This is a genomic window from uncultured Jatrophihabitans sp. (assembly GCF_964246335.1).
Lineage (GTDB): Bacteria > Actinomycetota > Actinomycetes > Mycobacteriales > Jatrophihabitantaceae > Jatrophihabitans.
The window spans coordinates 79,686-104,011 of the sequence record NZ_CAXTQF010000003.1; the positions used below are offsets into that span (position 1 = coordinate 79,686).

Sequence of the window (24,326 nt, forward strand, 5' to 3'; positions counted from 1 at the left end):
GTGCCCGTTCCCTGCCCTCGGATCGATCCCCCGATAGATCCGAAGACGCACCCGCGGCCGAGATCCCCCCGTTGCCCCTTCCGCGGCTGTATGGAAAGTATCTTCCCCGGAAGATAAATGTGTCAAACGCTGCCCGCAGCATTGCCGAGAAATCCCGCCGAAGAACGGGTCGCGCCGGACCGGTGCTGACTGAAAGGACGGCCGACCGAACCGACCCGCACCGCGACCTGCACCTCGCCGCGAGTCCTTGATCAGGTCGCGGACGAACCGATCGCCGCGCCGAGCTCGAGCAGGCGCGCATCCGAACCCGCCGCTGCGGACAGCATCACCGCAACCGGCATGCCGTCGTCCGGGCACCGACCGGCCGGGACGGACAGCGCCGCACTGCCGGCAAGATTCGCCCCGACCGTCCAGCAGTCGGTGTAGGGCGCGGCCAGCGGGTCGTCCAGATCGTCGCGGGTCGTGCCGTCCAGCGGGGGTCCGGGCAACACGGGCGCGGTGGTGGGCATCGTCGGTGCCAGCAGCATGTCGCAACCATCCAGTGCTGCAGCCGTCTGCTGACGCAGCAGGTCGCGCACCGAGCGGGCGTGGGCCAGGCGTCCGTCGTTGCGCGAGCGCAGGGCCTGGCCGATCTCGAAGCGACGAAGCACTTCCGGTCCCGCGTTGCCGGTGCGCACGTAGTCGGCGAGCAACGGCACGCACGCCGCAGAGGTCAGATGCAGGTAGGTCTCGAGCGCGTCGACGGCCGACGGGATCGACACCGCGACGGTCTGCACACCGAGCACGTCCAGACGTTCGCGCACGCGAGCGAGCCCGGCCAGCACGCCGCTGGAGTTGCGCGCCGAACACAGCTCGTCGACGACACCGACACGTAGACCCCGCACACCGCTCGGCCGCGCGCCGGCAGCAGCGAGTTCGTGGCGCCCGGACAGCACGGCGAGCAGCAGCGCCGTGTCCGGCACATCGCGCGCCAGCGGGCCGACGCGGTCGAGCTCGCGCGCGAACGGCACCACTCCGGTCATCGGCACGAGGCCGGGTGACGGCGCCATGCCGACGACACCGCACTGCGCGGCCGGCTCGCGGATCGAGCCACCGGTATCCGTGCCGATCGCCAGCGGCGCCAGACCGGCGGCGACCGCTGCGGCACTGCCCCCACTGCTGCCACCTGGGCTACGGCGTGCGTCCCACGGGTTGCGCGTCGGCCCGAACGCCGAGGTGAGCGTCGACGCACCCATCGCGAGCTCATCCATGTTGGCTCGGCCGAGCAGCACCGCGCCGGCGGCGCCCACCCGCGCGACGGCGCGAGCGTTACGCAGCGCCAGCACCCCGGCGTGCGCACGCGAGCCGCACGCCGTCGTCTGGCGGCGCACGTCGATGTTGTCCTTGATCACCACCGGCACACCGGCGAGCGGCCCGAGCGGGCGACCGCGCCGCCGCGCGGAGTCGACGCGCCGCGCGGCCGCCAGCGCACCGTCACCGTCGAGGTGGACGAGCGCATGCAGTTCACGATCGACGTCGGCGATGCGTTGCAGGTGAGCCGCGGTGACCTGCTGCGCGCTCACCTCGCCGGCCGCGATCATGCGAGCGAGTTGCACCGCCGACGTCGCGGTCAGCGCAGGCGTGTCCAGCGGTGGGGCGACGACACCGAGGCCCCGGACCGACGCGCTGCGCAGCGGCTCCATGCGCTGAGCGTGACAGCGAGGTGTTGCGATCATGTGACAACTGCATGATCGGCGGTCGACGGATCCGCGCGGGTGCTTGCCGTGCCGATCATGCAGTGGTAAACACCGGCATTACTTCGGTCGCCGAGCGGGCGCCGTCCACGAGGAGAACACATGAGCTACCAACAGCCCGGCGGATACCCGAACGCACCCAGCGGCAACTACCCCGGACCGGTGGCCCAGCAGGGCAACGGTCTCGCGATCGCCGGCATGGTGTGCGGCATCGTCGGCCTCCTGATCGCGAACGTCATCCTCGGCCCGCTGGCGATCATTTTCGGTGGCGTCGGGCTCTCCCGGGCCAACAAGGGCGCGAAGTACAAGGGTCAGGCGATCGCCGGAATCGTGCTCGGCATCGTCGACATCGTCGTGTGGGTGGTCATCATCGTCGCGGTACGCAACAGCAACGGATTCACCTACTGACCTAGATGTCAGGCGGTCGCGAAGCGGCCCAACACCGCCTCGGCGCGGATGCCGCCGAGGTGCTCGGCGAAGATCCGCTGATAGCCGAGCTCCTCGCGGCTGCGCGCGGACGGCAGGCCGGGAATGCGCACGGCTCGCCAGTCCGCGTCCGGCACGAACGATTCGGCCCGCCGCGTCATGACGTCCGCGGTGCCCGAGCCGTCGCCGAACTGCTCCTTGCGTCGCCAGAGGATCTCCTCCGGCAGCCAGCCCTCGAACGCCTCGCGCAGGATCGCCTTCTCGTGTGCGCGTTCCTGCCCGTCGTCGCCGAGCAGCTTCCACTCCAGCGGGATGCGCTGCGCGACGGCGAGCAGCTCGCGGGCCAGGAACGGCACCCGCGCCTCGAGCCCGTGCGCCATTGTGACGCGGTCGCAGCGCTGCAGGTTGAGGTTGTGCAGCGCAGCCAGGCCGGCGGTCAGCGCATCGCGCAGCGCGTCGGCGTCGAGCTCACGCAGGTGGTGGTAGCCGGCGAACAGCTCGTCCGCGCCCTCGCCGGTCAGCACCACCTTGACATGCTGCGCGGCCAGTTCGGCGAGCAGGTAGTTCGGGACGGCGCTGCGGATCAGCGACGGCTCGTAGCTCTCGGTGGCACGCACGACCTCCGGCAGCACGTCGATGACCTCGTCGTCGGTGTAGACGCGCTCGTGGTGCTCGAGTCCGAGCGCGTCCGCGACGCGTCGTGCGGCGACGAGGTCCGGACTGTCCGCGGTGCCCGCCGCGAACGAATGCACCGTCGCCCCCGGCTCGCTCTCCCGGGCCATGATCGCCGCGATGATGCTGGAGTCCAGGCCACCGGACAGGAACACGCCGACCGGGACGTCGGCCATCATGCGTTCGCTCGTCGCCTTGATCAGCGTCTCGCGGATCGCGATGTGCGCCTGCGCCCGCTGCGTGAACTGCGGACCGACCGGATCCTGCGAGCCGGTGCCGAGCGGGTCGGTGCGCAGGTCCACATAGGGCTGCAACCCCGCCTCGGGCGTCCAGTGGTGCCCCGGCGGGAACTCCTCGACCAGCGGCCGCACGTCCGACGGGAACGCGCACAGCTCGGACGCGACTAGCAGCCGGTCGTCGTGGCGCGCCCAGTAGAGCGGCTTGACGCCGAGCGGGTCGCGCGCGAGCACCATCGGTGTCGTGGCGTCGTCGGGCCCCGCGACGCAGAACGCGTACATACCGCGCATGTCGTGCACGCCATCGGTGCCGCGCTCGGCGATGACGTGGAGCACGACCTCGGAATCTGAGCCCGTCTCGAACGGCCCGGCCAGCTCGTCGCGCAACGCGTCATGGTTGTAGATCTCGCCGTTGGCCACCACCCAGAGATCGCGCGCGGCGCCGTCGGCGTTCGTCATCGGCTGGCTGCCGCCGTCGAGATCGACGATCGACAACCGGGTATGGCCGAGCCAGGTGGCGCCGACGACCCGCGAGCCGCGGCCGTCCGGGCCACGGTGCTCGATCGAGTCGAGCATCTGCTGCCCGAGTTGCTCGGCGGCGCGCAGCCGGTCCGGCGTGGGTCGGAAGTCATGAATGGCTGCTATGCCGCACACGCGTGCTCAGCTCCCTTAGCTGATCGGCTGCAGGCCATCATACGGAGGCAATGTGTCGAATCCATTTCGTTGATCAACAGCAGCAGATGGTCGCTCTGGCGACCACAACCGACTGTTGATCAACGGGAGGGTGTCGTTGATCAACGGGAGGGTTGTCGCTGGTCAACGGGAGGGGTCGAGCGCGCTGCGGGCGGCCGCGAGCACCACGTCGTCGCCGCAGCCGCGCACGTACCCGGCCAGCCGGCGGCGAAGCTCCCGGCCGAGAACCAGACGCCCGACGGGCTCCGCAGCAAGTGCTGCTCGTGCACGAACGGATCCCAGCGATAGCGCACGTCACCGGTCGTCTGCGACACCGCGAACGCGAGGTCCGGCGCGATCGGCACGATCGCCGACGCCTCGACGCTGGCCATGGCGGTCCCGTCCTGCGCAGGTCGTCAGGCGGACGCCACGACGCCCAGCTCGGCCGGGTTGGCCAACAGGCGGTTCCTCGGCAGCACCCGCACGGTGTAGCCGAAGCCACCCGTACGCCGCAGCGGCACCTCGCCCTCGTAGCGGGTGGTGCCGTCGACGGCGCCGACCTGCGCGAGCGACACCGTGTCGATGTCGGTCAGCCGGTCCTCGGCGTCGACGCCGCCGTACACGGCCTCCACGTCCACGTCGTCCGGCGCCAGCCCGCCGAGCGCGACCTCGGCGCGCAGCGTCAGCGTCTCCCCCACCTGCGCCTCGGCACCGGACAGCTGCGAATCGACGTGCAGCACCGCGACCTCCGGCCACTTGTCCTCGACGGCACGCGTCCACGCAGCGAGGTCGCGCGCCTGCGCGTAGTCGTCGGCGATGAGCCGGGCCGCCGACTGCGCGGCGGGCACGTAGAGCCGCCGCACGTATTCGGACACCATCCGCGTCGCCAGCACCTTGGGCCCGAGCGTCTTGAGCGTGTGCCGCACCATCTGCACCCAGCGCGTCGGCACGACGCCGTCCGGACGGTCGTAGAAACGGGTCGCGACGTTCTTCTCGATCAGGTCGTACAGCGCGTGCGCCTCGAGGTCGTCACGCCGGTCCGCATCCGCGAGCCCATCGGCCGTCGGGATCGCCCAGCCGTTGTCGCCGTCGAACCACTCGTTCCACCACCCGTCCATGATCGACAGGTTCAGCGCGCCGTTCAGCGCCGCCTTCATGCCGGACGTGCCGCACGCCTCAAGCGGGCGCAACGGGTTGTTCAGCCAGACGTCGACACCCCAGTACAGGTAGCGCGCCATGCCGATGTCGTAGTCGGGCAGGAAGGTGATGCGATGCCGCACCGCCGGATCGTCGGCGAAGCGCACCATCTGCGCGATGAGCTGCTTGCCGCCGTCATCTGCCGGATGGCTCTTGCCCGCGATCACGATCTGCACCGGCCGCTGCGGGTCGAGCAGCAGGGCGCGCAGCCGGTCCGGATCGCGCAGCATCAGCGTCAGCCGCTTGTACGACGGCACCCGCCGCGCAAAGCCGATCGTCAGCACGTCCGGGTCGAATGTCGACTCCGTCCAGCCGAGCTCGGCCTCGCTCATGCCGCGCGTCAGCGACGACGCGTGCACGCGCCGACGGATCTCCTTGACCAGCTTGGTGCGCAACCGATTGCGGATGCGCCAGATCTCGGCGTCGGGCACACGATCGATCGCGTCCCACCCCTTGCCGTCCGCGAGCGCGGCGGGCCCTGCCTCGCGCTCGGCGATCTCGACGACGTCGCGCGACATCCACGTGGGGGCGTGCACGCCGTTCGTGACCGATGTGATCGGCACCTCGGACACGTCGAAGCCCGACCACAGGTCGTTGAACATCTCCCGGCTGACCTCGCCGTGCAGCAGCGAGACGCCGTTGGCCCGCTGCGCGATACGCAGGCCCATGTGCGCCATGTTGAAGATCGTCGGGTCCTCTTCGGCGCCCAGCGCGAGCACGCGCTCGGCGGGCAGCTTGTCCCCCGAGGCCAGCCCGGTCAGGTGCGCAGCGACCAGGTCGCGCTCGAACCGGTCGATGCCGGCGGGCACGGGAGTGTGCGTGGTGAACACCGTGCCGGCGCGCACCGCACGCAGTGCTTCGTCGAACGTCAGACCCGCGCCGTCGACGAGTTCGCGGATGCGCTCGACGCCGAGGAACCCGGCGTGCCCCTCGTTGGTGTGGAACACCTCCGGCTCGGAAGCATCGGTGGCCGCGCAGTAGGCGCGGATGGCGCGCACGCCACCGACGCCGAGCAACAGCTCCTGCTGCAGCCGGTGCTCCTTACCGCCGCCGTACAGACGGTCGGTGACCTGCCGCGCGTCGGCGTCGTTCTCCTCGATGTTGCTGTCGAGCAGCAGCAGCGGCACCCGCCCGACCTGCGCGACCCAGATCTGGGCGTGCAGCGTCCGGGACTCGGGCAGCGCGATCGACACCCGGGCAGGCAGGCCGTCGGCGCCGACGAGCGCGGTGATCGGCAGGCCCTGCGGGTCGAGTGACGGGTAGTGCTCGAGCTGCCAGCCGTCGCGCGACAACGACTGGCGGAAGTAACCCGCCCCGTAGAGCAGCCCGACGCCGATGATCGGTACGCCGAGGTCGCTGGCCGCCTTGAGGTGATCGCCGGCGAGGATGCCGAGGCCGCCGGAGTACTGCGGCAGCACCTCGGTGATGCCGAACTCCGGGGAGAAGTAGGCGATGCTGGCGGGCAGCACCGCATCGCTGCGCTGCCTCTCCTGCTGGTACCACCGCGGCTGGGTCAGGTAGTCGGTGAGGTCCTCGTGCAGGTCGGCGAGCCGGCGCCGGAAACGGCGGTCGGCGGCCAGCTGGGCGAATCGCTCCGCGCTGACCTCGCCGAGCATGCGGCCCGGGTCGTGGCCGCACGCCTGCCACAGGCCGGGGTCCACCGACTCGAGCAGGTCGAGCGACTCCGCGTGCCACGACCACCGCAGGTTCGCGACGATCTCTCCGAGCGGCGCCAGCTCCTGCGGGTAGGCCGCGCGGACGGTGAGGCGGCGAAGAGCTTTCACGTCCGGCGACGCTAGCAGCGCAAACGCCGAGCTTGCACTGCGCCGCACGCCCGTGGGTAACGTGACGCAGGTGGTAGGACGCTTCGGACTGACCGACATCGAGCCGGTCGTCGGCTCCACGACCGCTGCCGAGTTCCCCGCCCGCGCCGTCGTCGGCGAGCCGTTGCCCGTCTCCGCGCGGGTCTTCCGCGAAGGTCACGACGCCGTCGCCGCTACGGTCGTCGTCCGGGACAAGGCCGGCCGCAAGACGGCCAGCGTGCGCATGCAGCCCGGCGCCGCCGGCACGGACGGGTGGCACGCGGACGTCGTGCTCAGCACACCGGGCACCGCGTCGTTCAGCGTCGAGGCCTGGAGCGACCCGTACAGCACCTGGGAGCACGCGGTCACCGCGAAGATCGACGCCGGACAGGGCAGCGAGGACCTAGCCAACGACTTCGAGTCCGGAGCGCGCATCTTCGACCAGCTGGTGAAGATCTTCCCGAAGAACGAGCGGGCCCGGGCGAGCGCGGCGGCGACGTCGCTGCGCGATACGTCCCTCGACGTCGCCCACCGGGTGGCACCCGCGCTCGACGCCCACATGCAACAACTCGTCGCGCAGTTCCCGCTGCGCGAGATGGTCACCTCGTCGCCGCGCTATCCGCTGTGGATCGACCGGGCGCGCGCGCTGTACGGCTCGTGGTACGAGTTCTTCCCCCGCTCGGTCGGCGCCGCGTTGGCCGCCGACCCCGTCGCGCCGGCCAAACCCGCGCGGCACGGCACGTTCGCCGACGCCACAGCGCATCTCGACTACGTCGCCTCGCTCGGGTTCGACGTCGTCTATCTGCCCCCGATCCACCCGATCGGCACGGTGAACCGCAAGGGCCCGAACAACACGCTGGTCGCCGCCAGCTGGGACGTCGGCTCGCCATGGGCGATCGGCTCGGCCGAGGGTGGCCACGACACGATCCACCCCGATCTCGGCACGATGGCCGACTTCCAGGCACTCGTGAAGCGCGCGAAGAAGCTGGGCATGGAGGTGGCGCTTGACCTGGCGCTGCAGTGCGCGCCCGACCATCCGTGGGTGACGGCGCACCCCGAGTGGTTCACCACCAAGCCCGACGGGACGATCGCCTACGCCGAGAACCCGCCGAAGAAGTATCAGGACATCTACCCGCTGAACTTCGACAACGACCCGAAGGGCCTCTACGCCGAGTGCCTGCGCGTCGTGCGGCTCTGGATGAAGGCGGGGGTGCGGATCTTCCGCGTCGACAACCCGCACACCAAGCCGATCAACTTCTGGCAGTGGCTCATCGGCGAGGTGCGCAAGACCGACCCCGACGTGCTGTTCCTGGCCGAGGCCTTCACCCGGCCGGCCATGATGCACGAGCTCGGCAAGATCGGCTTCCACCAGAGCTACACCTACTTCACCTGGCGCAACGAGAAGGACGAGCTGGTCGAGTACGCCGAGGAGCTGGCCGAATCCGCGGCGTACATGCGCCCGAACTTCTTCGTCAATACGCCGGACATCCTGCCGGAGTACCTGCAGACCGGTGGCCCGGCGGCGTTCGCGATCCGCGCGGTGCTGGCCGCCACGCTGTCGCCGAGCTGGGGCGTGTACTCGGGCTTCGAGCTCTACGAGCACCTGCCGGTGCGGCCGGGGTCCGAGGAGTACCTGGACTCGGAGAAGTATCAGCTGCGGCCGCGCGACTTCCACGGCGCGCAGGAGGACGGCCGCTCGCTCGCCCCGTTCATCGCCCGGCTGAACGAGGTCCGGCGCGCGCACCCGGCGCTGCACCAGCTGCGCAACGTGCGCTTCCACGAGGTGGACAACCCGGAGATGCTCGCGTTCAGCAAGCGCGACGACAAGTCCGGCGACACCGTGCTCGTGGTGGCCACGACCAACCCGCACGTCTGGCGGGAGGCGACGGTGCACGTCGATCTCGAGGCGCTGGGCTTCGACGCCGACGGCTGGGACGCCACGTACACCGTGCGCGACGAGCTCACCGGCGCCGAGTACCGCTGGGGCGAATTCAACTACGTGCGCCTCGATCCGCACGTCGACGCCGCGCACATCTTCACCGTCATCCGCTGACGGCCGCTGCCAACTCGGAAGGACCGATGACCGACCTCGATTACGGGCCGCGCCCCGGCGATCCTGATTACACGCTGCCGCGCGAACCCGACTGGTTCAAACGCGCGGTGTTCTACGAGGTGCTCGTGCGGGGCTTCGCCGACTCGAACGGTGACGGCACCGGCGATCTGCGCGGGCTGCAGGAACGCCTGGACTACCTGCAGTGGCTCGGCGTCGACTGCCTGTGGCTGCCGCCGTTCTACGCGTCCCCACTACGCGACGGCGGCTACGACATCAGCGACTACACCGCCGTGCTGCCCGAGTTCGGCACCATCGAAGACTTCAAAGCCTTCCTCGACGCGGCGCACGAGCGTGGCATCCGGGTGATCGTCGACTTCGTCATGAACCACACGTCCGATCAGCACCCGTGGTTCCAGGCTTCCCGGTCCGACCCGGACGGCCCGTACGGCGACTTCTACGTGTGGAACGACGACGACCAGCGCTACCCGGATGCGCGCATCATCTTCGTCGACACCGAGCCGTCGAACTGGACATGGGACCCGGTCCGCCAGCAGTACTTCTGGCACCGCTTCTTCAGCCACCAGCCGGACCTGAACTTCGACTCCGCCGGCGTGCAGCAGGCGATCATCGAGGCGCTGCGGTTCTGGCTCGAGCTCGGCATCGACGGCTTCCGGCTCGATGCCGTGCCCTACCTCTACGTGCGCGACGGCACCAACGGCGAGAACCTGCCCGAGACGCACGAGTTCCTGCGCCGGGTGCGTAAGGAGGTCGACGCCGACTACCCGGATCGTGTCCTGCTGTGCGAGGCCAACCAATGGCCGGCCGACGTCGTGGAGTACTTCGGTGACCCGTCCGTCGGCGGCGACGAGTGCCACATGGCCTTCCACTTCCCGGTGATGCCGCGCATCTTCATGGCGGTGCGCCGCGAGTCGCGGTATCCGATCTCGGAGATCATGGAGCAGACGCCGGCCATCCCGGACAACTGCCAGTGGGGCATCTTCCTGCGCAACCACGACGAGCTCACACTCGAGATGGTCACCGACGAAGAGCGCGACTACATGTGGTCCGAGTACGCCAAGGACCCGCGGATGAAGGCCAACATCGGCATCCGGCGGCGGCTTGCGCCGCTGTTGGACAACGACATCGACCAGATCGAGCTGTTCACCGCACTGCTCTTGTCGCTGCCCGGCTCGCCCGTCCTGTACTACGGCGACGAGATCGGCATGGGCGACAACATCTGGCTCGGCGACCGCGACGGCGTGCGCACCCCGATGCAGTGGACACCGGACCGCAACGCCGGCTTCTCCTCCGCCGAGCCGCAGCGCCTCTACCTGCCGGCCAACCAGGACTCGATCTACGGCTACCAGGTCACCAACGTCGAGTCGCAGACGCGCAACACGTCGTCGCTGCTGCACTGGACGCGCCGGATGGTCCACCTGCGCAAGGCGAACCCGGCGTTCGGCGTCGGCAGCTTCGCCGACCTCGGCGGCAGCAACCCGTCGGTGCTCAGCTTCGTGCGCGAATTCGGCGACGACATCGTGTTGTGCGTCAACAACCTGTCGCGCTTCCCGCAGGCCGTCGAACTCGACCTGCGCGCCTGGGCCGGCACGCAGCCGCTGGAGCTCACCGGCGGTTCGCAGTTCCCGCAGATCGGCGAACTGCCCTACCTGCTGACCCTTGCCGGCCACGGCTTCTACTGGTTGCGCATCCCGCGGGTGCACCGGCCCAGCGGTGAGCCGGCCGCAGAACAAGGGCACCCCAGCAACAGCGAGGAAACCCTGTGACTGTCAGCAAAGACGTGATCCAACCGCTCGTGAGCAGTTGGCTGCCGGGCCAGCGCTGGTTCGCGGGCAAAGGCCGGGACGCCGAGATCGACATCGACTGGCTCGCCGACCTCGAGGGCGCGCCGCCCGTGACGATCTGGGCGGCGCGGGTCGCCTACGCCGACGGCGACACCGAGACCTATCAGGTGCCGCTCGTGCTGCGCGACTCGCCGCTCGACTCGCTCGAGCACGTGCTGCTCGGCACCGTCGACACCGACGACGGGACCCGTTGGCTCTACGACGCGTTGCACGACAAGGATTCCACGCCGGCCTGGCTGCTCGGCATGCGCGACGGGGCGGTGGAGGGGCCGGTGCGCTTCGCGCGTTACGTCGACGACCCGGCCGAGATCCCGGTCGACGAGCCGAGCCTCGCGTTGTCCGGCGAGCAGTCCAACACGTCGATGATCTTCGGCGACGTCGCGATCCTGAAGGTGTTCCGTCGGCTGCAGCCCGGACTCAACCCGGACATCGAGGTGCAGGGCGAACTGTCGAAGCTGGGCGCCAAGCACATCGCGAAGCTGCTCGGCGCGGTCGAGGCGGACGTCGACGGCGAGCCGAGTTCGCTGGCCATGCTGCAGGAATACCTGCGCACCGCCACCGACGGCTGGGTGCTGGCCACCACGAGCGTGCGCGACCTGATGGCCGAGGCCGACCTGCACGCCGACGAGGCGGGCGGCGACTTCGCCGGCGAGGCGGAGCGGCTGGGCGCGGCCGTGGCGCAGGTGCACGCCGATCTCGTCACGGCATTCGGCACCCGCACCGCCACCGAACAGGAACTCGCGGTCCGCGCCCAGACGATGCGCGAGCGGCTGGAACGTTCGATCGCGATCGTGCCGCAACTCGCAGAGATCGCCGAACCGCTCGCCGACATCTTCGCCGACGTCGCGCAGCTCGGCGGCGGCGTACCCGTACAGCGCATCCACGGCGACCTGCACCTCGGGCAGGCGCTGCGCACCGTCTACCGCTGGGTGCTCATCGACTTCGAGGGCGAGCCGATGGCCGACATCGGTGATCGGCGCGAGTTCGACTCCCCGTTGCGCGACGTCGCCGGCATGCTGCGCTCGTTCGAGTACGCCGGACATCACCGCGTCATCGAGACCGGGCACGACGCCCAGCTCAGCTACCGCGCCAACGAATGGTCCGGGCGCAACCGCGACGCGTTCTGCACCGGCTACGCCGACGCCGCGGGCACCGACCCGCGTGCGGAGTCGGTGCTGCTGCGCGCCTACGAGGCGGACAAGGCGGTCTACGAAGCCGTCTACGAGGCCCGCAACCGTCCTGCCTGGCTGGACATCCCCCTCGCCTCGCTGACCAGACTTGCCACCGACGGAGGAACAGCATGAGTACGCCGCAGAACCGCTCCGTGTCGCCGCCCACCCCGGCAGCGTCCGTGCCCGCCGCGGAGCTCGACCGGCTGGTCGACGGTACCCACCACGACCCGCACGCCGTGCTCGGCGCGCACCCTGCCGGTGCCGACACGGTGGTGCGCACGCTGCGTCCGGACGCCGTCGAGGCGTCCGTGCTCGTCGGGCACCGGCGGCTGCCGATGCGCCGCATCCACGACGGCGGCGTCTTCGAGGCCCTGCTCGACGGTGCCGCCACCGACTACCGCGTCGAGGTCGCGTACGACGCGGGCACCTACACCGTCGACGACCCGTACCGCTGGCTGCCGACGATCGGCGAGGTCGACCTGCACCTGATCGGCGAGGGCCGGCACGAGAACCTCTGGCAGGTGCTGGGCGCGCACGTGCGCAGCTACGACACCCCTGGAGGGACAGTCACCGGCACGTCGTTCGCGGTCTGGGCACCCAACGCGCAAGGTGTGCGCGTCGCCGGCGACTTCGACTGGAGCGGGCGCACGCTGCCGATGCGGATGATGGGCTCGAGCGGCGTGTGGGAGCTGTTCGTGCCCGGCGTCGGCGACGGCGCGAAGTACAAGTTCAAGATCCTCGGCGCCGACGGGCAGTGGCGCGACAAGGCCGACCCGATGGCGTTCGCCTGCGAGGCGCCGCCGGACACGGCATCGGTCGTCACGACGTCGCGCTACGAGTGGGCCGACGCCGCGTGGCTGGACCGCCGCGCACGGACGCAGTGGCACAAGGCGCCGATGTCGATCTACGAGGTGCATCTCGGCTCGTGGCGGCTCGGGCTCACCTACACCCAGCTCGCCGAGGAGCTCGTCACCTACGTCAAGGAGTCCGGCTTCACGCACGTCGAGTTCCTGCCGGTGGCCGAGCACCCGTTCGGCGGCTCGTGGGGCTATCAGGTGTCGTCGTACTACGCGCCGTCGGCCCGGTTCGGCTCGCCGGACGAGTTCCGGCACCTCGTCGACGCCCTGCACGCGGCCGGCATCGGCGTGCTCGTCGACTGGGTTCCTGCGCACTTCCCCAAGGACGCGTTCGCGCTCGGCCGCTTCGACGGCACGCCCCTCTACGAGCACGGCGACCCGCGCCGCGGCGAGCAGCTCGACTGGGGCACGTACGTGTTCGACTTCGGCCGCTCGGAGGTGCGCAACTTTCTTGTCGCCAACGCCCTGTTCTGGCTCGAGGAGTTCCACGTCGACGGGCTGCGCGTGGACGCCGTCGCCTCGATGCTCTACCTCGACTACTCCCGACCCGAGGGTGGCTGGACGCCGAACATCCACGGCGGCCGGGAGAACCTCGAGGCCGTCGCGTTCCTGCAGGAGATGAACGCGACCGTCTACAAGCGCGTGCCGGGAGCGGTGACCATCGCCGAGGAGTCCACGTCGTGGCCGGGCGTCACCCGGCCCACACACCTCGGCGGTCTCGGCTTCGGCTTCAAGTGGGACATGGGCTGGATGCACGACACGCTCGACTACATCTCCCACGAACCGATCTACCGGCAGTACCACCACAACGACCTGACGTTCTCGATGATGTACGCCTACACCGAGAACTTCGTCATGCCGCTGTCCCACGACGAGGTCGTGCACGGCAAGGCGTCGCTGCTGAACAAGATTCCCGGTGACCGGTGGCAGCAGTTCGCCACGCTGCGCGCGATGTACGCCTACATGTGGGCGCATCCGGGCAAGCAGTTGCTGTTCATGGGCCAGGAGTTCGGCCAGGGCGGCGAGTGGGCCGAGTCGCGCTCGCTGGACTGGTGGCTGCTCGACGATCCGGGCCACCGGGGCATCGCCCGGGTCATCCGCGACCTCAACGCCGCCTACGCCGAGACGTCCGCGCTGTGGTCGCGCGACACCACCGAGGACGGCTTCCACTGGATCGACGCCAACGACGCGTCGGGCAACGTCTACTCGTTCCTGCGCTTCGGCGACGACGGTTCGGTGCTCGCCTGCATCGCGAACTTCAGCTCCGTGCCGCACGAGGGGTACCGGCTCGGCCTGCCGTTCGCGGGCCGGTGGACCGAGATCGTGAACACCGACGCCGAAACGTACTTCGGCTCGGGCGTGGGCAACTTCGGTGGCGTCGAGGCCACCGAGGAGACCTGGCACGGGCAGCCGGCGTCCGTGCGGCTGCGGGTGCCGCCGCTCGGCGCGCTGTGGCTTCGCTACGCGGGCGACGAGTCCGGCGCAGGCGCGTCCGGCGCTGCGAACGATATGGCCTGACATCTTCGCCGCGCGGGTGCCCGGCGGCCGGACCGTCCTGGCGCTCGCCGGCGTGATGAGCCTGGACTCGGCCGACCAGAGCACGATCGGTTCGACGTCGCCGCAGGTGCGCGCAGCGCTGCACATCGGGCAGACGCAGATCGGCCTGCTGGCGACGTCGTCGACGATCGTCGGCGTGCTCGTCACGGTGCCGTTCGGTGTGTTGGCCGACCGGCGCAACCGGCTCGCGCTGCTGCGCATCTGCATCGGCGCGTGGATCCTGGCCACGGCGGCGGTCGGCGCCGCGCCGTCGTTCGCGTACATGCTCGGCGCGCACTGCGTGCTCGGGCTGGTCACCGGGGCCGCCGCACCGCTGATCGCCTCGCTGGTGGGCGATCTCGTCCCACGCTCGGCACGCGGGCGGGTCTACAGCGTGCTGCTGCTCGGCGAGCTCGTCGGCTCCGCCGTCGGTACGGCACTGTCCGGCGAGATCGCCGCGTCGGTCGGCTGGCGCTGGGCCTATGTCGTACTGGCCGCCACCGGGTCGACGGTGCTGCTCACCGTGTTCGCCGTACGCGAACCGCCGCGCAGCACCGCGCGCACCGCGCTTCTCGCCGAGACCGGTGCCGACGCCGCAACCATGACACTGTGGCAGGCCATCCGGGTGCTGGTGCGGATCCGGACGAACGTCGTACTGGTGCTGGCGTCCGCGCTCGGCTACTACTACTTCACCGGCGTGCAGACGTTCGCGGTGTCGCTGTGGCGCGACGACTACCACGTGAGCGCGAAGGTCGCGCCGATACTCGTGCTGGCCGTGGGCGGTGCGCTCGCGGTCGGGGTCGTCATCGGCGGCCCGCTCGGCGACTCGCTGTTGCGCCGGGGCTTTCGCTCCGGTCGGGTGATCGCGGTGCTCGTCGCATTCGGCGGTTGCGTGCTGTTCCTCGTGCCCGCACTCAGCACGACGATGCTCGCGGTGACCGTGCCGCTGTTGCTCGTCGCCGGCGTGCTGCTCGGCTCGGCGAACCCGCCGCTGGACGCGACGCGCATCGACATCGTGCCGCCCCTGCTGCTCGGCCGCGCCGAGGCCGTCCGCAACGCACTACGGGACGGGGCGGACGCCAGCGCGCCACTGCTGTTCGGGGTGCTCGGCTCGCACATCGGTCTGCGGCCGACCTTCCTGGTGATGACCGGCGCGCTCGTCGCCTGCCTGCTGCTCGGCCTCGTCGCCCTGCGCACCTATGCCGGCGACGCCGCAGCCGCGGCGGGCGAGCCCGTGGACTCGAACGCCTAGTCCGCGCGGTCCGCACCCCCGCGCCGACGACCCCGCACGCGGGCAGCGCGCACGCTGAGCGGCCCGCTGGGTCAGAACAGGGCGCGGGCCAGCGCGCGCCGCGCAGCGGGCACCCGCGGGTCGTCCGGGCCGAGCAGGTCGAAGTACTCGAGCACCCGCTGACGGACCCGCTCGCGGTCGTCGCCGGAGCTTCTGGTCAGCGCGGCGAGCAGCCGGTCGAACGCGCCCTGGACGTCGTTGCCGGCGAGCGACACGTCTGCGGCGGCGAGTTGCGCGTCGACGTCGGCCGGGGCGGCGTCGGCCTGGGCCGGCGCGTCGCGGTCGACGGTCTCCAGCCGCTGCAGCAGCCGGACCTGGCCGAGCGCGAGCTGGGCCTCGGTGTTGGCCGGCTCGTTGGCGAGGATCTCCTGGTAGCGCTCGGCGGCCAGCCGGTAGTCCCCGGCCTCGAGCGCGTCCTCGGCGGCGACGAATCGCGGGTCCTCCGGCTCGGCCGGCGGCTGGTCCGGCACGGCCGGATCGCCGCCGTCGGCTGGCGGTGGCGGGGCCCCGGGGCCGCTGAGGTTCGCCTGCGCCGCCGCCTGCAGCACGGCGTCGACGAACTCGACGACCTGCGCCTCGGGCAACGCCCCCTGAAAGCCTGGGACGAGCTGGCCGCCGATCACCGCGAAGACCGTCGGGATGCTCTGCACCTGCAGCGCCTGCTGGATGCGCGGGTTGGCGTCGACGTCGATCTTGGCCAACACCCAGGTGCCGCCCGCGGCGTTCGCGAGCCGTTCGAGCACCGGCGAGAGCTGCTTGCACGGTTGACACCAGTCGGCCCACAGGTCGATCAGCACCGGCACCTGGAACGACCGGTCGAGGACCTGCGCCTGAAAGTCGGCCTCGGACACGTCAACGACGAACTGGCCGACCTGCGGCGCGGGCGCATCGGCGGCGCGGGCAGCGGCCTCGTTTCGCGCCTTGAGGGCGCCGAGGTCGACCGCGCCGGACATGGCGGCGACGGTCGCCGGGTTCGGTGCGGGCGCGGCGCCGCGTTGCGGGCGTTGCGGAGTTCCGGGACGCATGCCTCCAGCTTTGCAGATCGCCGCCACCGCACGGGCGTCGACGGCGGCCGACCCTGGCAAGCGGCGTCACGACCCTCGTCTACCGTGCCGGCATGAGCGTGCGCATCGCCGACGACGGGCCGGTCCGGGTGATCGTCATCGACCGCCCGGCGGCACGCAACGCCGTCAACGGGCCGACCGCCGCGGCACTGGCCGACGCGTTCCGCGCCTTCGACGTCGACGACTCCGTGGCGGTCGCCGTGCTGTGCGGGGCGGACGGCACCTTCTGCGCCGGTGCCGACCTCAAGCTGATGTCGAACCCGCTCAACCCGCAGCTGTCCGAGGACGCACCGATGGGGCCGAGCCGGCTGCGGCTGGGCAAGCCGGTGATCGCGGCGGTCGAGGGCCATGCGGTCGCCGGTGGCATGGAGCTCGCGGCGTGGTGCGACCTGCGGGTGCTGGCTGCGGACGCCGTGGTGGGCGTCTTCTGTCGGCGCTGGGGGGTGCCGCTGATCGACGGCGGCACGGTGCGCCTGCCGCGCCTCATCGGCCTGGGCCGCGCCTTGGACCTCATCCTGACCGGCCGGGCGGTCGGCGCCGGGGAGGCGCTGGCCATGGGCTTCGCCAACCGCGTGGTGCCCAGTGGCACCGCCGTCGAGCACGCCGTCGGCCTCGCACACGAGCTCGCCACGCTGCCGCAGACCTGTCTGCGCTCGGACCGCGCGTCGGTGTACGAGGCGCTGGGCCACGATGAGAGCGACGCGCTGGCGGTCGAGTTCGACCACGGATCGCGGGCGCTGCGCGCCGATGCCTCGGCCGGGGCCCAGCGTTTCGCCGGCGGCGCAGGGCGGCACGGCTCGCCGGGCTGAGCGCGCACCGCCCTTGGTTCACCGGGACATCGGGCGCGGAGAACCCCTACATTGATCACACAGACAGCACGTTCGAGGAGGGCACCGATGAGTCCGACGCTCGGCGGGATCCCCTGGGCGAGCGCGGGCACGGCGGGATACATCACGGAGAAGCTCGACAAATGAGCACTCGTCGCGGTCCGTCGGCGATCGACGTCCGGCACGTCGCGGCCGCAATCGTCCTGGCGGCCTGTGTGGCCGGGACCGTGCTCGGTCACAGTGACTCGACCCACGTGCTGCTGGTGTGGTCCAGCGGCCTGCTGTACCTGGCGTTCTGCATGGAACCGATGCGGCGCGTCCTCAAGACCGCGCGCGTCACCTGGGCCTTCGCAACCGTCTTCGTCGTCGTCACCGTGTGCTGCGTCGGCTTCGTCAGCTGCCTGCCCGCGGATGCGGACCGCGGGCCGGGTTCCTTCTCGCTCGCCAGCCGCGCGTTCGGCGACGCCGACCTGTCGACCTCCGCGCGCAATGGCTTCCTGACCGCGACCTGGCTGTGCTTCGTCGGACTGGCGGTCGGCACGCTCGTGCTCTGGTATCAGGTCCTGCGACTCGCGCGCCGCACAGAATGGCAGTCGATCGACCACACCACTGGCGACGCGTCGTTCCTGACGGGCGCGACGTTGCAGGACCCGTCCGGCGGCACCAGCGTCACCCGGCCGGCGCGAACGTCGTCGTGAGCGCGCAGCCGGTCGACGCCGAAGCGCAGCTTCACCGGCGTCGACGGATCATGGCCGGCTGCTTGATCGCCATCGTCCTGGCCGTCGCGGCCGTGATCATCGTCGTGTTGACCACGCTCGGCGGCTCGGGTGACGGCGCGGCGGACTCGCCCACGGCCGCAGCGCAGGCCTGGGGAAAGGCTGCGTTGTCCCACGACACGTCGCGGTTGACGTCGCTCTCGTGCCCGTCGGCCAAGAACGGCTTCGGGATCTACGGATTGGTCTTCAACGGTTCCGGCGTCAAGGCCGGCAGTGCAGTCGCGAACGGTCACGACACCTGGGACGTGCCGCTGACAACCACCGGACCGGGCGGCGGCACGACGATCCACGTCAAGGTCGAGAAGCACGGCGACAACTATCTCGTCTGCTGAGTTCCGACGGCGGCCACGTGGCGTTCACCCCAAGGCGGTGCACGCTGCCTAGCGTCCGCACCCATGAGCGACAAATCGACCATCTCGCGACGTAGTGCACTCGGCCTGCTCGGCGCCGCGGGCGCCGGCACGGCAGGCGCGACCCTGCTCGGCGGCGAGACCGCCCAGGCGCAGCCCGCGCAGGCCGCTCCGCGCGCTGGCCACGGCGGTGCGCCGCCCGTCCAGGGCCTGCACCTGACGTTCGGCCGCGACCCGGCCCGGCAGATGGTGGCGTCCTGGCTGACCGACACCGCGGTACGCCGGCCGCGCGTCGTGTACGGCACCGTCGACGGCGGCTACGGCAAGAGCGCCGACGCGCAGACCCGCACCTATGTCGACGGCACCTCCGGTCGCACCGTCTACGTGCACCATGCGCGCATCGACGGCCTGCGGCCGGACACCGAGTACCTGTATTCGGTGCACCACCAGGGCGCGACGCCGGACGCCGCGACCTTCCGCACCGCGCCGGCGCGCCGCGCGCCGTTCACCTTCACCAGCTTCGGCGACCAGGCGACCCCCGAGGTCACCTGGGACGCCACCGGCAAGGTCGCCCTGGACGCCAACTCCTCGCCGGCCGCGAAGGACACAGTGTCCGGCGTCGAGCAGGTGGCGCCACTGTTCCACCTGCTCAACGGCGACCTCTGCTACGCCAACCTCGACGTCGACCGTGTCCGCACGTGGAACAACTTCTTCACCAACAACACGAGGTCGGCGCGGTTCCGCCCGTGGATGCCGTGCGCGGGCAACCACGAGATCGAGAAGGCGAACGGCCCGCTGGGCTTCGCCGCCTACCAGACCTACTTCGACCTGCCCTCCACCGAGACCGACGACGAGCTCACGGGGCTCTACTACTCCTTCGACGTCGGCTCGGTGCACGTCGTGTCACTGCAGAACGACGACTACTGCCTGCAGAACGGCGGCGACTACTACGTGCGCGGTTACTCCGGCGGACGGCAGCTCGCCTGGCTGGAGAAGGACCTGCGCCGGGCACGCCGCTCGCGCGATATCGACTGGATCGTCGTGTGCATGCACGAGGTCATGATCAGCTCCGCCGACTTCAACGGCTCGGACCTCGGGTTGCGCCAGGCCTACCAGCCGGTGTTCGACCGGTACGGGGTGGACATCGTCGTGTGCGGTCACGAGCACGACTACGAGCGCTCACTCGCGGTGCGCGGCGTCGTCAGCGGTTCGGAGACGCTGACGCCGGACCCGGCGTCCGACGCCAAGGACGACATCGACAGTGAGCTCGGCACCGTGCACATGGTGCTCGGCGGCGGTGGCGTGTCCGGCACCAGCAACCAGGACTTCTTCACCGACGGCAGCGCCAAGGTCATCACGTCGGTCGGGCCGGCCGACCCGACCACCGGCAAGCGCGCGTCGGTCTTCACCAAGGAAGAAGCGGTGTGGAGCGCGGTGCGCGACAGCGAGCACCCGTACGGCTTCGCCGCGTTCACCGTCGACCCCGGCACCCGACCGGGCGGCCGCACGTCGATGCACGTCACGTACTACAACGTGAACAAGCCGCACGGCGAGCTGTCGGTGTTCGAGCGCTTCAGCCTGCACCGCCGCCGCAGCGACGGCTGAGGCCGCGCCGGCGTCAGAAGCGGGCGGCCTCGCGGTACTCGCCCCACAGCGGTTTGAAGGCGTTGCAGATCTCGCCGAGCGTGGCCTCGGCGCGGGCGGCGTCGAGCATCGCCGGCACGGTGTTGCGGTCGGCGCGGGCGTCATCGACCATCCGTGTCAGCGCGGCGTCCACTGCGGCCTGGTCGCGCGCGGCACGCCGCGCGCCGATCACCTCGCGCTGTTCGGTCTCCACCTCGTGCGAGACGCGCAGGATCTCCAGCGGTTCGCCCGCGTCGCCGGTCAGCGTGTTGACGCCGACGACGCGCTTGTCGCCCTTTTCCAGCGCGACCTGGTAGGCGAATGCGGAGTCGGCGATCTCGGTGATGAACCAGCCGTCCTCGATGCCGCGCAGCAGGCCCGAGGTGATCGTGCCGTCGCCGCCGAGCTCCTTGATCCGCTCGAAGATCTTCTCCGCGTCGGCCTCGAGCTTGTCGGTCAACGCCTCGACGTACCACGAGCCGCCGAGCGGGTCGGCGACGTTCAGCACGCCGGTCTCCTCGGCGATCACCTGCTGGGTGCGCAACGCGATCTGTGCCGCCTTCTGCGACGGCAGCGCGAGCACCTCGTCGAGCGCATTGGTGTGCAGCGAGTTGGTGCCGGCGAGCACGGCGGCCATGGCCTCGACCGCGGTGCGCACGATGTTGTTGTCCGGCTGCTGCGCCGTGAGCGAGACCCCGGCGGTCTGCGTGTGGAAGCGCAGCCACTGCGCGCGGTCGGTCTTGGCGCCGTAGACCTCCTTCATCCACCGGGCCCAGATGCGGCGCGCGGCGCGCAGTTTGGCGATCTCCTCGAAGAAGTCGATGTGGGCGTCGAAGAAGAACGACAGCCCGGGCGCGAACGTGTCGACGTCCAGGCCGCGTGACGTGCCGAGCTCGACGTAGCCGAAGCCGTCCGCGAGCGTGAACGCGAGCTCCTGCGCGGCCGTCGACCCGGCCTCGCGGATGTGATAGCCGGACACCGACAGCGGCTTGTACGCGGGTACGTCGGACGTCACGTACTCCATGAGGTCGCCGATCAGCTTCAGGTGCGGCTCCGGTGGATAGACCCACTCCTTCTGCGCGATGTACTCCTTGAAGATGTCGGTCTGCAGCGTGCCGTTGAGCCTGGCCGGGTCCGCACCCTGGCGTTCGGCGGCGACGACGTACATGCAGAACAGCGGCACCGCCGGCCCGGAGATCGTCATGGACGTCGTGGTGGCTGCGAGGTCGATGCCGTCGAAGAGCACGTCCATGTCGGCCGCGGAGTCGATCGCGACGCCGCAGTGCCCGACCTCGCCCAGCGAGCGCGGGTCGTCGCTGTCGCGGCCCATCAGCGTCGGCATGTCGAAGGCCACCGACAAGCCGCCGCCACCCTGGTCGAGAATCATCTTGTACCGCTCGTTGGTCTGCTTCGCGCTGCCGAAGCCGGCGAACTGCCGGATGGTCCACGGCTTGCCGCGGTAGCCGGTGGGGTGGATGCCGCGGGTGAACGGATACTCGCCCGGCCAGCCGATGCGCTCCATGCGGTCATCGGCCCCGGTCGGGCCGTAGACGGGCTCGACGGTCTCGCCGGACAGCGTCGTGTAGTCGCGGTCGGCCTTGCGGGCCTTGTCGAAGCGCTGCTGCCAGCGCTCGCGGCCTGCGGCGTTCTGTTCGGCGTCCATGTGTCCAACCCTAGGAAGCGGTGCCGTTGCGTGGTTGGTGCTACGTCCTACCAATTTACTTGGACGTCCTACTAACTGCCAGCCGGGCGTCCGGCGAGCGCCGCCTCGATGCGGTCGAGCTGGGCGCGCAGCTCGTCGACGTCGGCCTTCGTCGCTCCCTGCTCGGTCTCGCGCAGGGTCAGCAGCAACTGCCCGCCGGGTTCGAGTGAGCCCGACTCGACCTGCCGGATGTCGTCGCCGTTCTGCATCCGCACGGCGTGGTCGAGCTCGGCGCGGCGCAGCCCGAGTCGGCGCACCGCCCTCTGCTGGACCTCGCCGTCCTTGATCACCGTCGTCGCCGTGCCGTCGAAAATCTTGGCGAATAGCGCGTAGCGCAGCGCGGCCCGGTTCAGTGCCGAGTTGACGATCACCAGCGTGACGGCACCGATGATGCCGCCGAGGACGCTGTTGTCCGGACCGATGATCGCGTTCTGGACGACGTTGGACAGCAGGAACATGACGACGAAGTCCAGCGTGTTCAGGGCTGCCAGCCCCCGTTTGCCGGTCGCGCGGACGAGGATCGTCACCAGCGCGTACACGAAAACCGTGCGCAGCAGCTTCTCCGCGATGGGGATCTGCTCGACGAACATGTCATGCCACATGCGTGCACCTCGACTCTGCGGAGCGGACTGGTCCGCGACGCAGTGTCTCGCGCCTTCGTTCAGCCGGCGGCGCGGGACACCGTGGCGTGGGTCTCGACGTCTTGGGTCTCAGCCTCCTGCGTCGCGAAGTCGCCGGCGCCGACGCGCAGCGTGCGCAGCACCGCGAACACCTGCGCCAGCTCCGCTCCGTCCAGCGCCGCCAGCCCGAAGCGCGCCCCGTTGAGCTGCTCGGTCGCCTTCGCCGCCACTGCGCGCCCGTCGTCGGTGATGACGGCCAGCGTGCCGCGGCCGTCGCGCGGGTTGGGCTCACGTCGGACGAGCCCGGCCGCCTCGAGCCGGTCGACCACGTTCGTCACGGACGTCGCGTGCACCTGCAGCCGCTCGCCGATCTTCGACAGCGGCAGCGCGCCCGCGCGCGAGTGCACGAGCAACACCAGTGCCTCGTACCGGCTGAAGGTGATGCCGTGCGGGCGGAGCATGTTGTCGAGCTCGGCCAGCAGGATCTGATGCGCCCGCATGATCGACGTGACGGCGCGCATCGCGTCGTACACCTCGGGCGGCTCGTCCGGCCACGTTCTCGTCCACAGCTGCCCGGCTCGCTCGATCGGGTCGAACTCGAGCGGTTGCGACATGCGGTAGAGGGTAACCAGCGGCATCAGGACCTGTCCGATCGACGGCGTAGCGTCGGGCGACATGAGCGACGCACTCGACCGCCTGGATCTCCTCGATCTCGCCGACGAACTCGACGGCGACGACCGCCTGCTGCGCGACACCGTGCGCAAGTACGCCGACGACCGGTTGCGTCCGCACATCCGGGAATGGTTCGAGGACGGCACCCTGCCCGCGCGCGAGCTCGCGCAGGAACTGGGCGAGCTCGGCGTGCTCGGCATGCACCTGGAGGGGTACGGCTGCCAGGGCGCCAAGGCCTCGCAGTACGGGCTGGTCTGCGCGGAGGTCGAGGCGGTCGACTCCGGCCTGCGCTCGCTCGTCAGCGTCCAGGGCTCGCTCGCGATGTACGCGATCCACGCCTACGGCAGTGAGGAGCAGAAGCAGCGTTGGCTGCCCGGCATGGCCGCCGGGCGACTGATCGGCTGCTTCGGCCTCACCGAACCGGACTCGGGCTCGGACCCGGGGTCGATGCGCACCCGCGCGCGCCGCGACGGCGACGACTGGGTCATCAACGGCAACAAGATGTGGATCACCAACGGCTCGCTGGCCGATGTCGCTGTCGTGTGGGCGCGCACCGAGGACGAGGGTGTTCGCGGCTTCCTCGTCGAGAAGGACATGCCGGGCTTCACCGCGCAGGACGTGCACCACAAGATCTCGCTGCGCGCCTCGGTGACCAGCGAGCTCATCCTCGACGACGTCCGGGTGCCCGCCTCGGCGATGCTGCCCGAAGTGCGCGGGCTGAAGGGACCGCTCGGCTGCCTCACCGAGGCCCGCTTCGGCATCGTCTGGGGTGTCACGGGCGCGGCTCGTGACGCGCTCGCCGCGACGCTCGACTACGCCACGAGCCGTACACAGTTCGGCAAGCCGGTCGGCGGTTTCCAGCTCACGCAGAAGAAGCTCGCCGACATGGCCGTCGCCCTGCAGCAGGCGCAGCTGACGGCGCGCCGCATCGGCGAGCTCAAGGACAGCGGGCGCGTGGAGCCGCACCACATCAGTTTCGGCAAGTTCGCCAACGTCAGCGCCGCGCTGGGCATCTGCCGCGAGGCGCGCTCGATCCTCGGCGGCAGCGGCATCACCACCGAGTACCCCGTGCTGCGGCACGCGGTGAACCTCGAGACCGTCTACACCTACGAGGGCACGCACGAGGTGCACACGCTCGTACTCGGCTCGAAGCTCACCGGTATCGACGCCTTCCGCTGAGCCG

General features: G+C 70.5%; 18 protein-coding genes. 11 read left to right on the forward strand and 7 right to left on the reverse strand.

Annotated elements, in window-relative coordinates:
* Nucleotides 1–251 precede the first annotated feature (251 nt).
* Entirely contained in the window at nucleotides 252–1,682 is a 1,431-nt protein-coding gene (locus tag ACFFCN_RS01835; RefSeq protein WP_375489146.1) for an amidase, read from the reverse strand.
* Nucleotides 1,683–1,835: 153 nt separating this feature from the next.
* Between ACFFCN_RS01835 and ACFFCN_RS01840 the strand changes: the two genes are divergently transcribed.
* Nucleotides 1,836–2,141 (forward strand): DUF4190 domain-containing protein, encoded by a 306-nt coding sequence (locus ACFFCN_RS01840; protein WP_375489148.1) that lies wholly within the window; start codon nucleotides 1,836–1,838, stop codon nucleotides 2,139–2,141.
* Between the two features lie 8 nt (nucleotides 2,142–2,149).
* On the opposite strand, the gene asnB is transcribed toward ACFFCN_RS01840, so the two are convergent.
* Entirely contained in the window at nucleotides 2,150–3,721 is a 1,572-nt protein-coding gene (asnB, locus tag ACFFCN_RS01845; RefSeq protein ID WP_375489150.1) for an asparagine synthase (glutamine-hydrolyzing), read from the reverse strand.
* 434 nt (nucleotides 3,722–4,155) lie between these two features.
* Nucleotides 4,156–6,720, reverse strand: coding sequence for an alpha-glucan family phosphorylase (gene glgP, locus ACFFCN_RS01850; protein ID WP_375489152.1), 2,565 nt, complete (start codon nucleotides 6,718–6,720; stop codon nucleotides 4,156–4,158).
* A 70-nt stretch (nucleotides 6,721–6,790) separates the two neighbouring features.
* Here glgP and ACFFCN_RS01855 point away from each other — a divergent pair, with 70 nt between their 5' ends.
* From ACFFCN_RS01855 to ACFFCN_RS01875, 5 genes are read left to right on the forward strand one after another with little or no spacing between them, the layout of a single operon-like run.
* The gene (locus ACFFCN_RS01855; protein ID WP_375489216.1) at nucleotides 6,791–8,791 is read left to right on the forward strand and encodes a maltotransferase domain-containing protein; all 2,001 of its coding nucleotides are present in this window, start codon (nucleotides 6,791–6,793) and stop codon (nucleotides 8,789–8,791) included.
* 26 nt (nucleotides 8,792–8,817) lie between these two features.
* The gene (treS, locus tag ACFFCN_RS01860; RefSeq protein WP_375489154.1) at nucleotides 8,818–10,575 is read left to right on the forward strand and encodes a maltose alpha-D-glucosyltransferase; all 1,758 of its coding nucleotides are present in this window, start codon (nucleotides 8,818–8,820) and stop codon (nucleotides 10,573–10,575) included.
* Nucleotides 10,572–11,957 carry a hypothetical protein gene (locus tag ACFFCN_RS01865; protein WP_375489156.1) on the forward strand — a complete coding sequence of 462 codons (1,386 nt, stop codon included), beginning with the start codon at nucleotides 10,572–10,574 and terminating at the stop codon, nucleotides 11,955–11,957. Before treS ends, ACFFCN_RS01865 begins: the two co-directional genes overlap by 4 nt.
* Nucleotides 11,954–14,200, forward strand: a complete 2,247-nt coding sequence (gene glgB, locus ACFFCN_RS01870; RefSeq protein ID WP_375489158.1) for a 1,4-alpha-glucan branching protein GlgB — start codon at nucleotides 11,954–11,956, stop codon at nucleotides 14,198–14,200. Before ACFFCN_RS01865 ends, glgB begins: the two co-directional genes overlap by 4 nt.
* A gap of 16 nt (nucleotides 14,201–14,216) precedes the next feature.
* Nucleotides 14,217–15,470 carry an MFS transporter gene (locus tag ACFFCN_RS01875; RefSeq protein ID WP_375489160.1) on the forward strand — a complete coding sequence of 418 codons (1,254 nt, stop codon included), beginning with the start codon at nucleotides 14,217–14,219 and terminating at the stop codon, nucleotides 15,468–15,470.
* 71 nt (nucleotides 15,471–15,541) lie between these two features.
* Here ACFFCN_RS01875 and ACFFCN_RS01880 read toward each other — a convergent pair whose 3' ends face one another.
* A complete protein-coding gene (locus ACFFCN_RS01880) occupies nucleotides 15,542–16,462 on the reverse strand; it encodes a tetratricopeptide repeat protein (RefSeq protein WP_375489217.1) in 921 nt (306 codons plus the stop codon).
* Between the two features lie 164 nt (nucleotides 16,463–16,626).
* Between ACFFCN_RS01880 and ACFFCN_RS01885 the strand changes: the two genes are divergently transcribed.
* The 4 genes from ACFFCN_RS01885 to ACFFCN_RS01900 all read left to right on the forward strand — a co-directional run bounded on the left by ACFFCN_RS01885 (nucleotide 16,627) and on the right by ACFFCN_RS01900 (nucleotide 20,131).
* Nucleotides 16,627–17,382 (forward strand): crotonase/enoyl-CoA hydratase family protein, encoded by a 756-nt coding sequence (locus tag ACFFCN_RS01885; protein WP_375489162.1) that lies wholly within the window; start codon nucleotides 16,627–16,629, stop codon nucleotides 17,380–17,382.
* Nucleotides 17,383–17,543: 161 nt separating this feature from the next.
* Entirely contained in the window at nucleotides 17,544–18,098 is a 555-nt protein-coding gene (locus ACFFCN_RS01890) for a hypothetical protein (RefSeq protein ID WP_375489164.1), read from the forward strand.
* On the forward strand, nucleotides 18,095–18,508 hold the full coding sequence (locus ACFFCN_RS01895) for a hypothetical protein (protein ID WP_375489166.1): 414 nt from the start codon (nucleotides 18,095–18,097) through the stop codon (nucleotides 18,506–18,508). Before ACFFCN_RS01890 ends, ACFFCN_RS01895 begins: the two co-directional genes overlap by 4 nt.
* A 63-nt stretch (nucleotides 18,509–18,571) precedes the next feature.
* Nucleotides 18,572–20,131, forward strand: a complete 1,560-nt coding sequence (locus tag ACFFCN_RS01900) for a purple acid phosphatase family protein (protein WP_375489168.1) — start codon at nucleotides 18,572–18,574, stop codon at nucleotides 20,129–20,131.
* Nucleotides 20,132–20,144: 13 nt separating this feature from the next.
* On the opposite strand, the gene ACFFCN_RS01905 is transcribed toward ACFFCN_RS01900, so the two are convergent.
* From ACFFCN_RS01905 to ACFFCN_RS01915, 3 genes are all read right to left on the reverse strand, one after another.
* The gene (locus ACFFCN_RS01905) at nucleotides 20,145–21,812 is read right to left on the reverse strand and encodes a methylmalonyl-CoA mutase (RefSeq protein ID WP_375489170.1); all 1,668 of its coding nucleotides are present in this window, start codon (nucleotides 21,810–21,812) and stop codon (nucleotides 20,145–20,147) included.
* A 71-nt stretch (nucleotides 21,813–21,883) separates the two neighbouring features.
* Nucleotides 21,884–22,453, reverse strand: a complete 570-nt coding sequence (locus ACFFCN_RS01910; RefSeq protein WP_375489172.1) for a DUF421 domain-containing protein — start codon at nucleotides 22,451–22,453, stop codon at nucleotides 21,884–21,886.
* Between the two features lie 59 nt (nucleotides 22,454–22,512).
* Nucleotides 22,513–23,085 carry a MarR family winged helix-turn-helix transcriptional regulator gene (locus ACFFCN_RS01915; protein WP_375489173.1) on the reverse strand — a complete coding sequence of 191 codons (573 nt, stop codon included), beginning with the start codon at nucleotides 23,083–23,085 and terminating at the stop codon, nucleotides 22,513–22,515.
* Between the two features lie 61 nt (nucleotides 23,086–23,146).
* On the opposite strand from ACFFCN_RS01915, the gene ACFFCN_RS01920 reads away from it, so the two are divergent.
* On the forward strand, nucleotides 23,147–24,322 hold the full coding sequence (locus tag ACFFCN_RS01920; RefSeq protein WP_375489175.1) for an acyl-CoA dehydrogenase family protein: 1,176 nt from the start codon (nucleotides 23,147–23,149) through the stop codon (nucleotides 24,320–24,322).
* The last annotated feature ends 4 nt before the right edge of the window (nucleotides 24,323–24,326 follow it).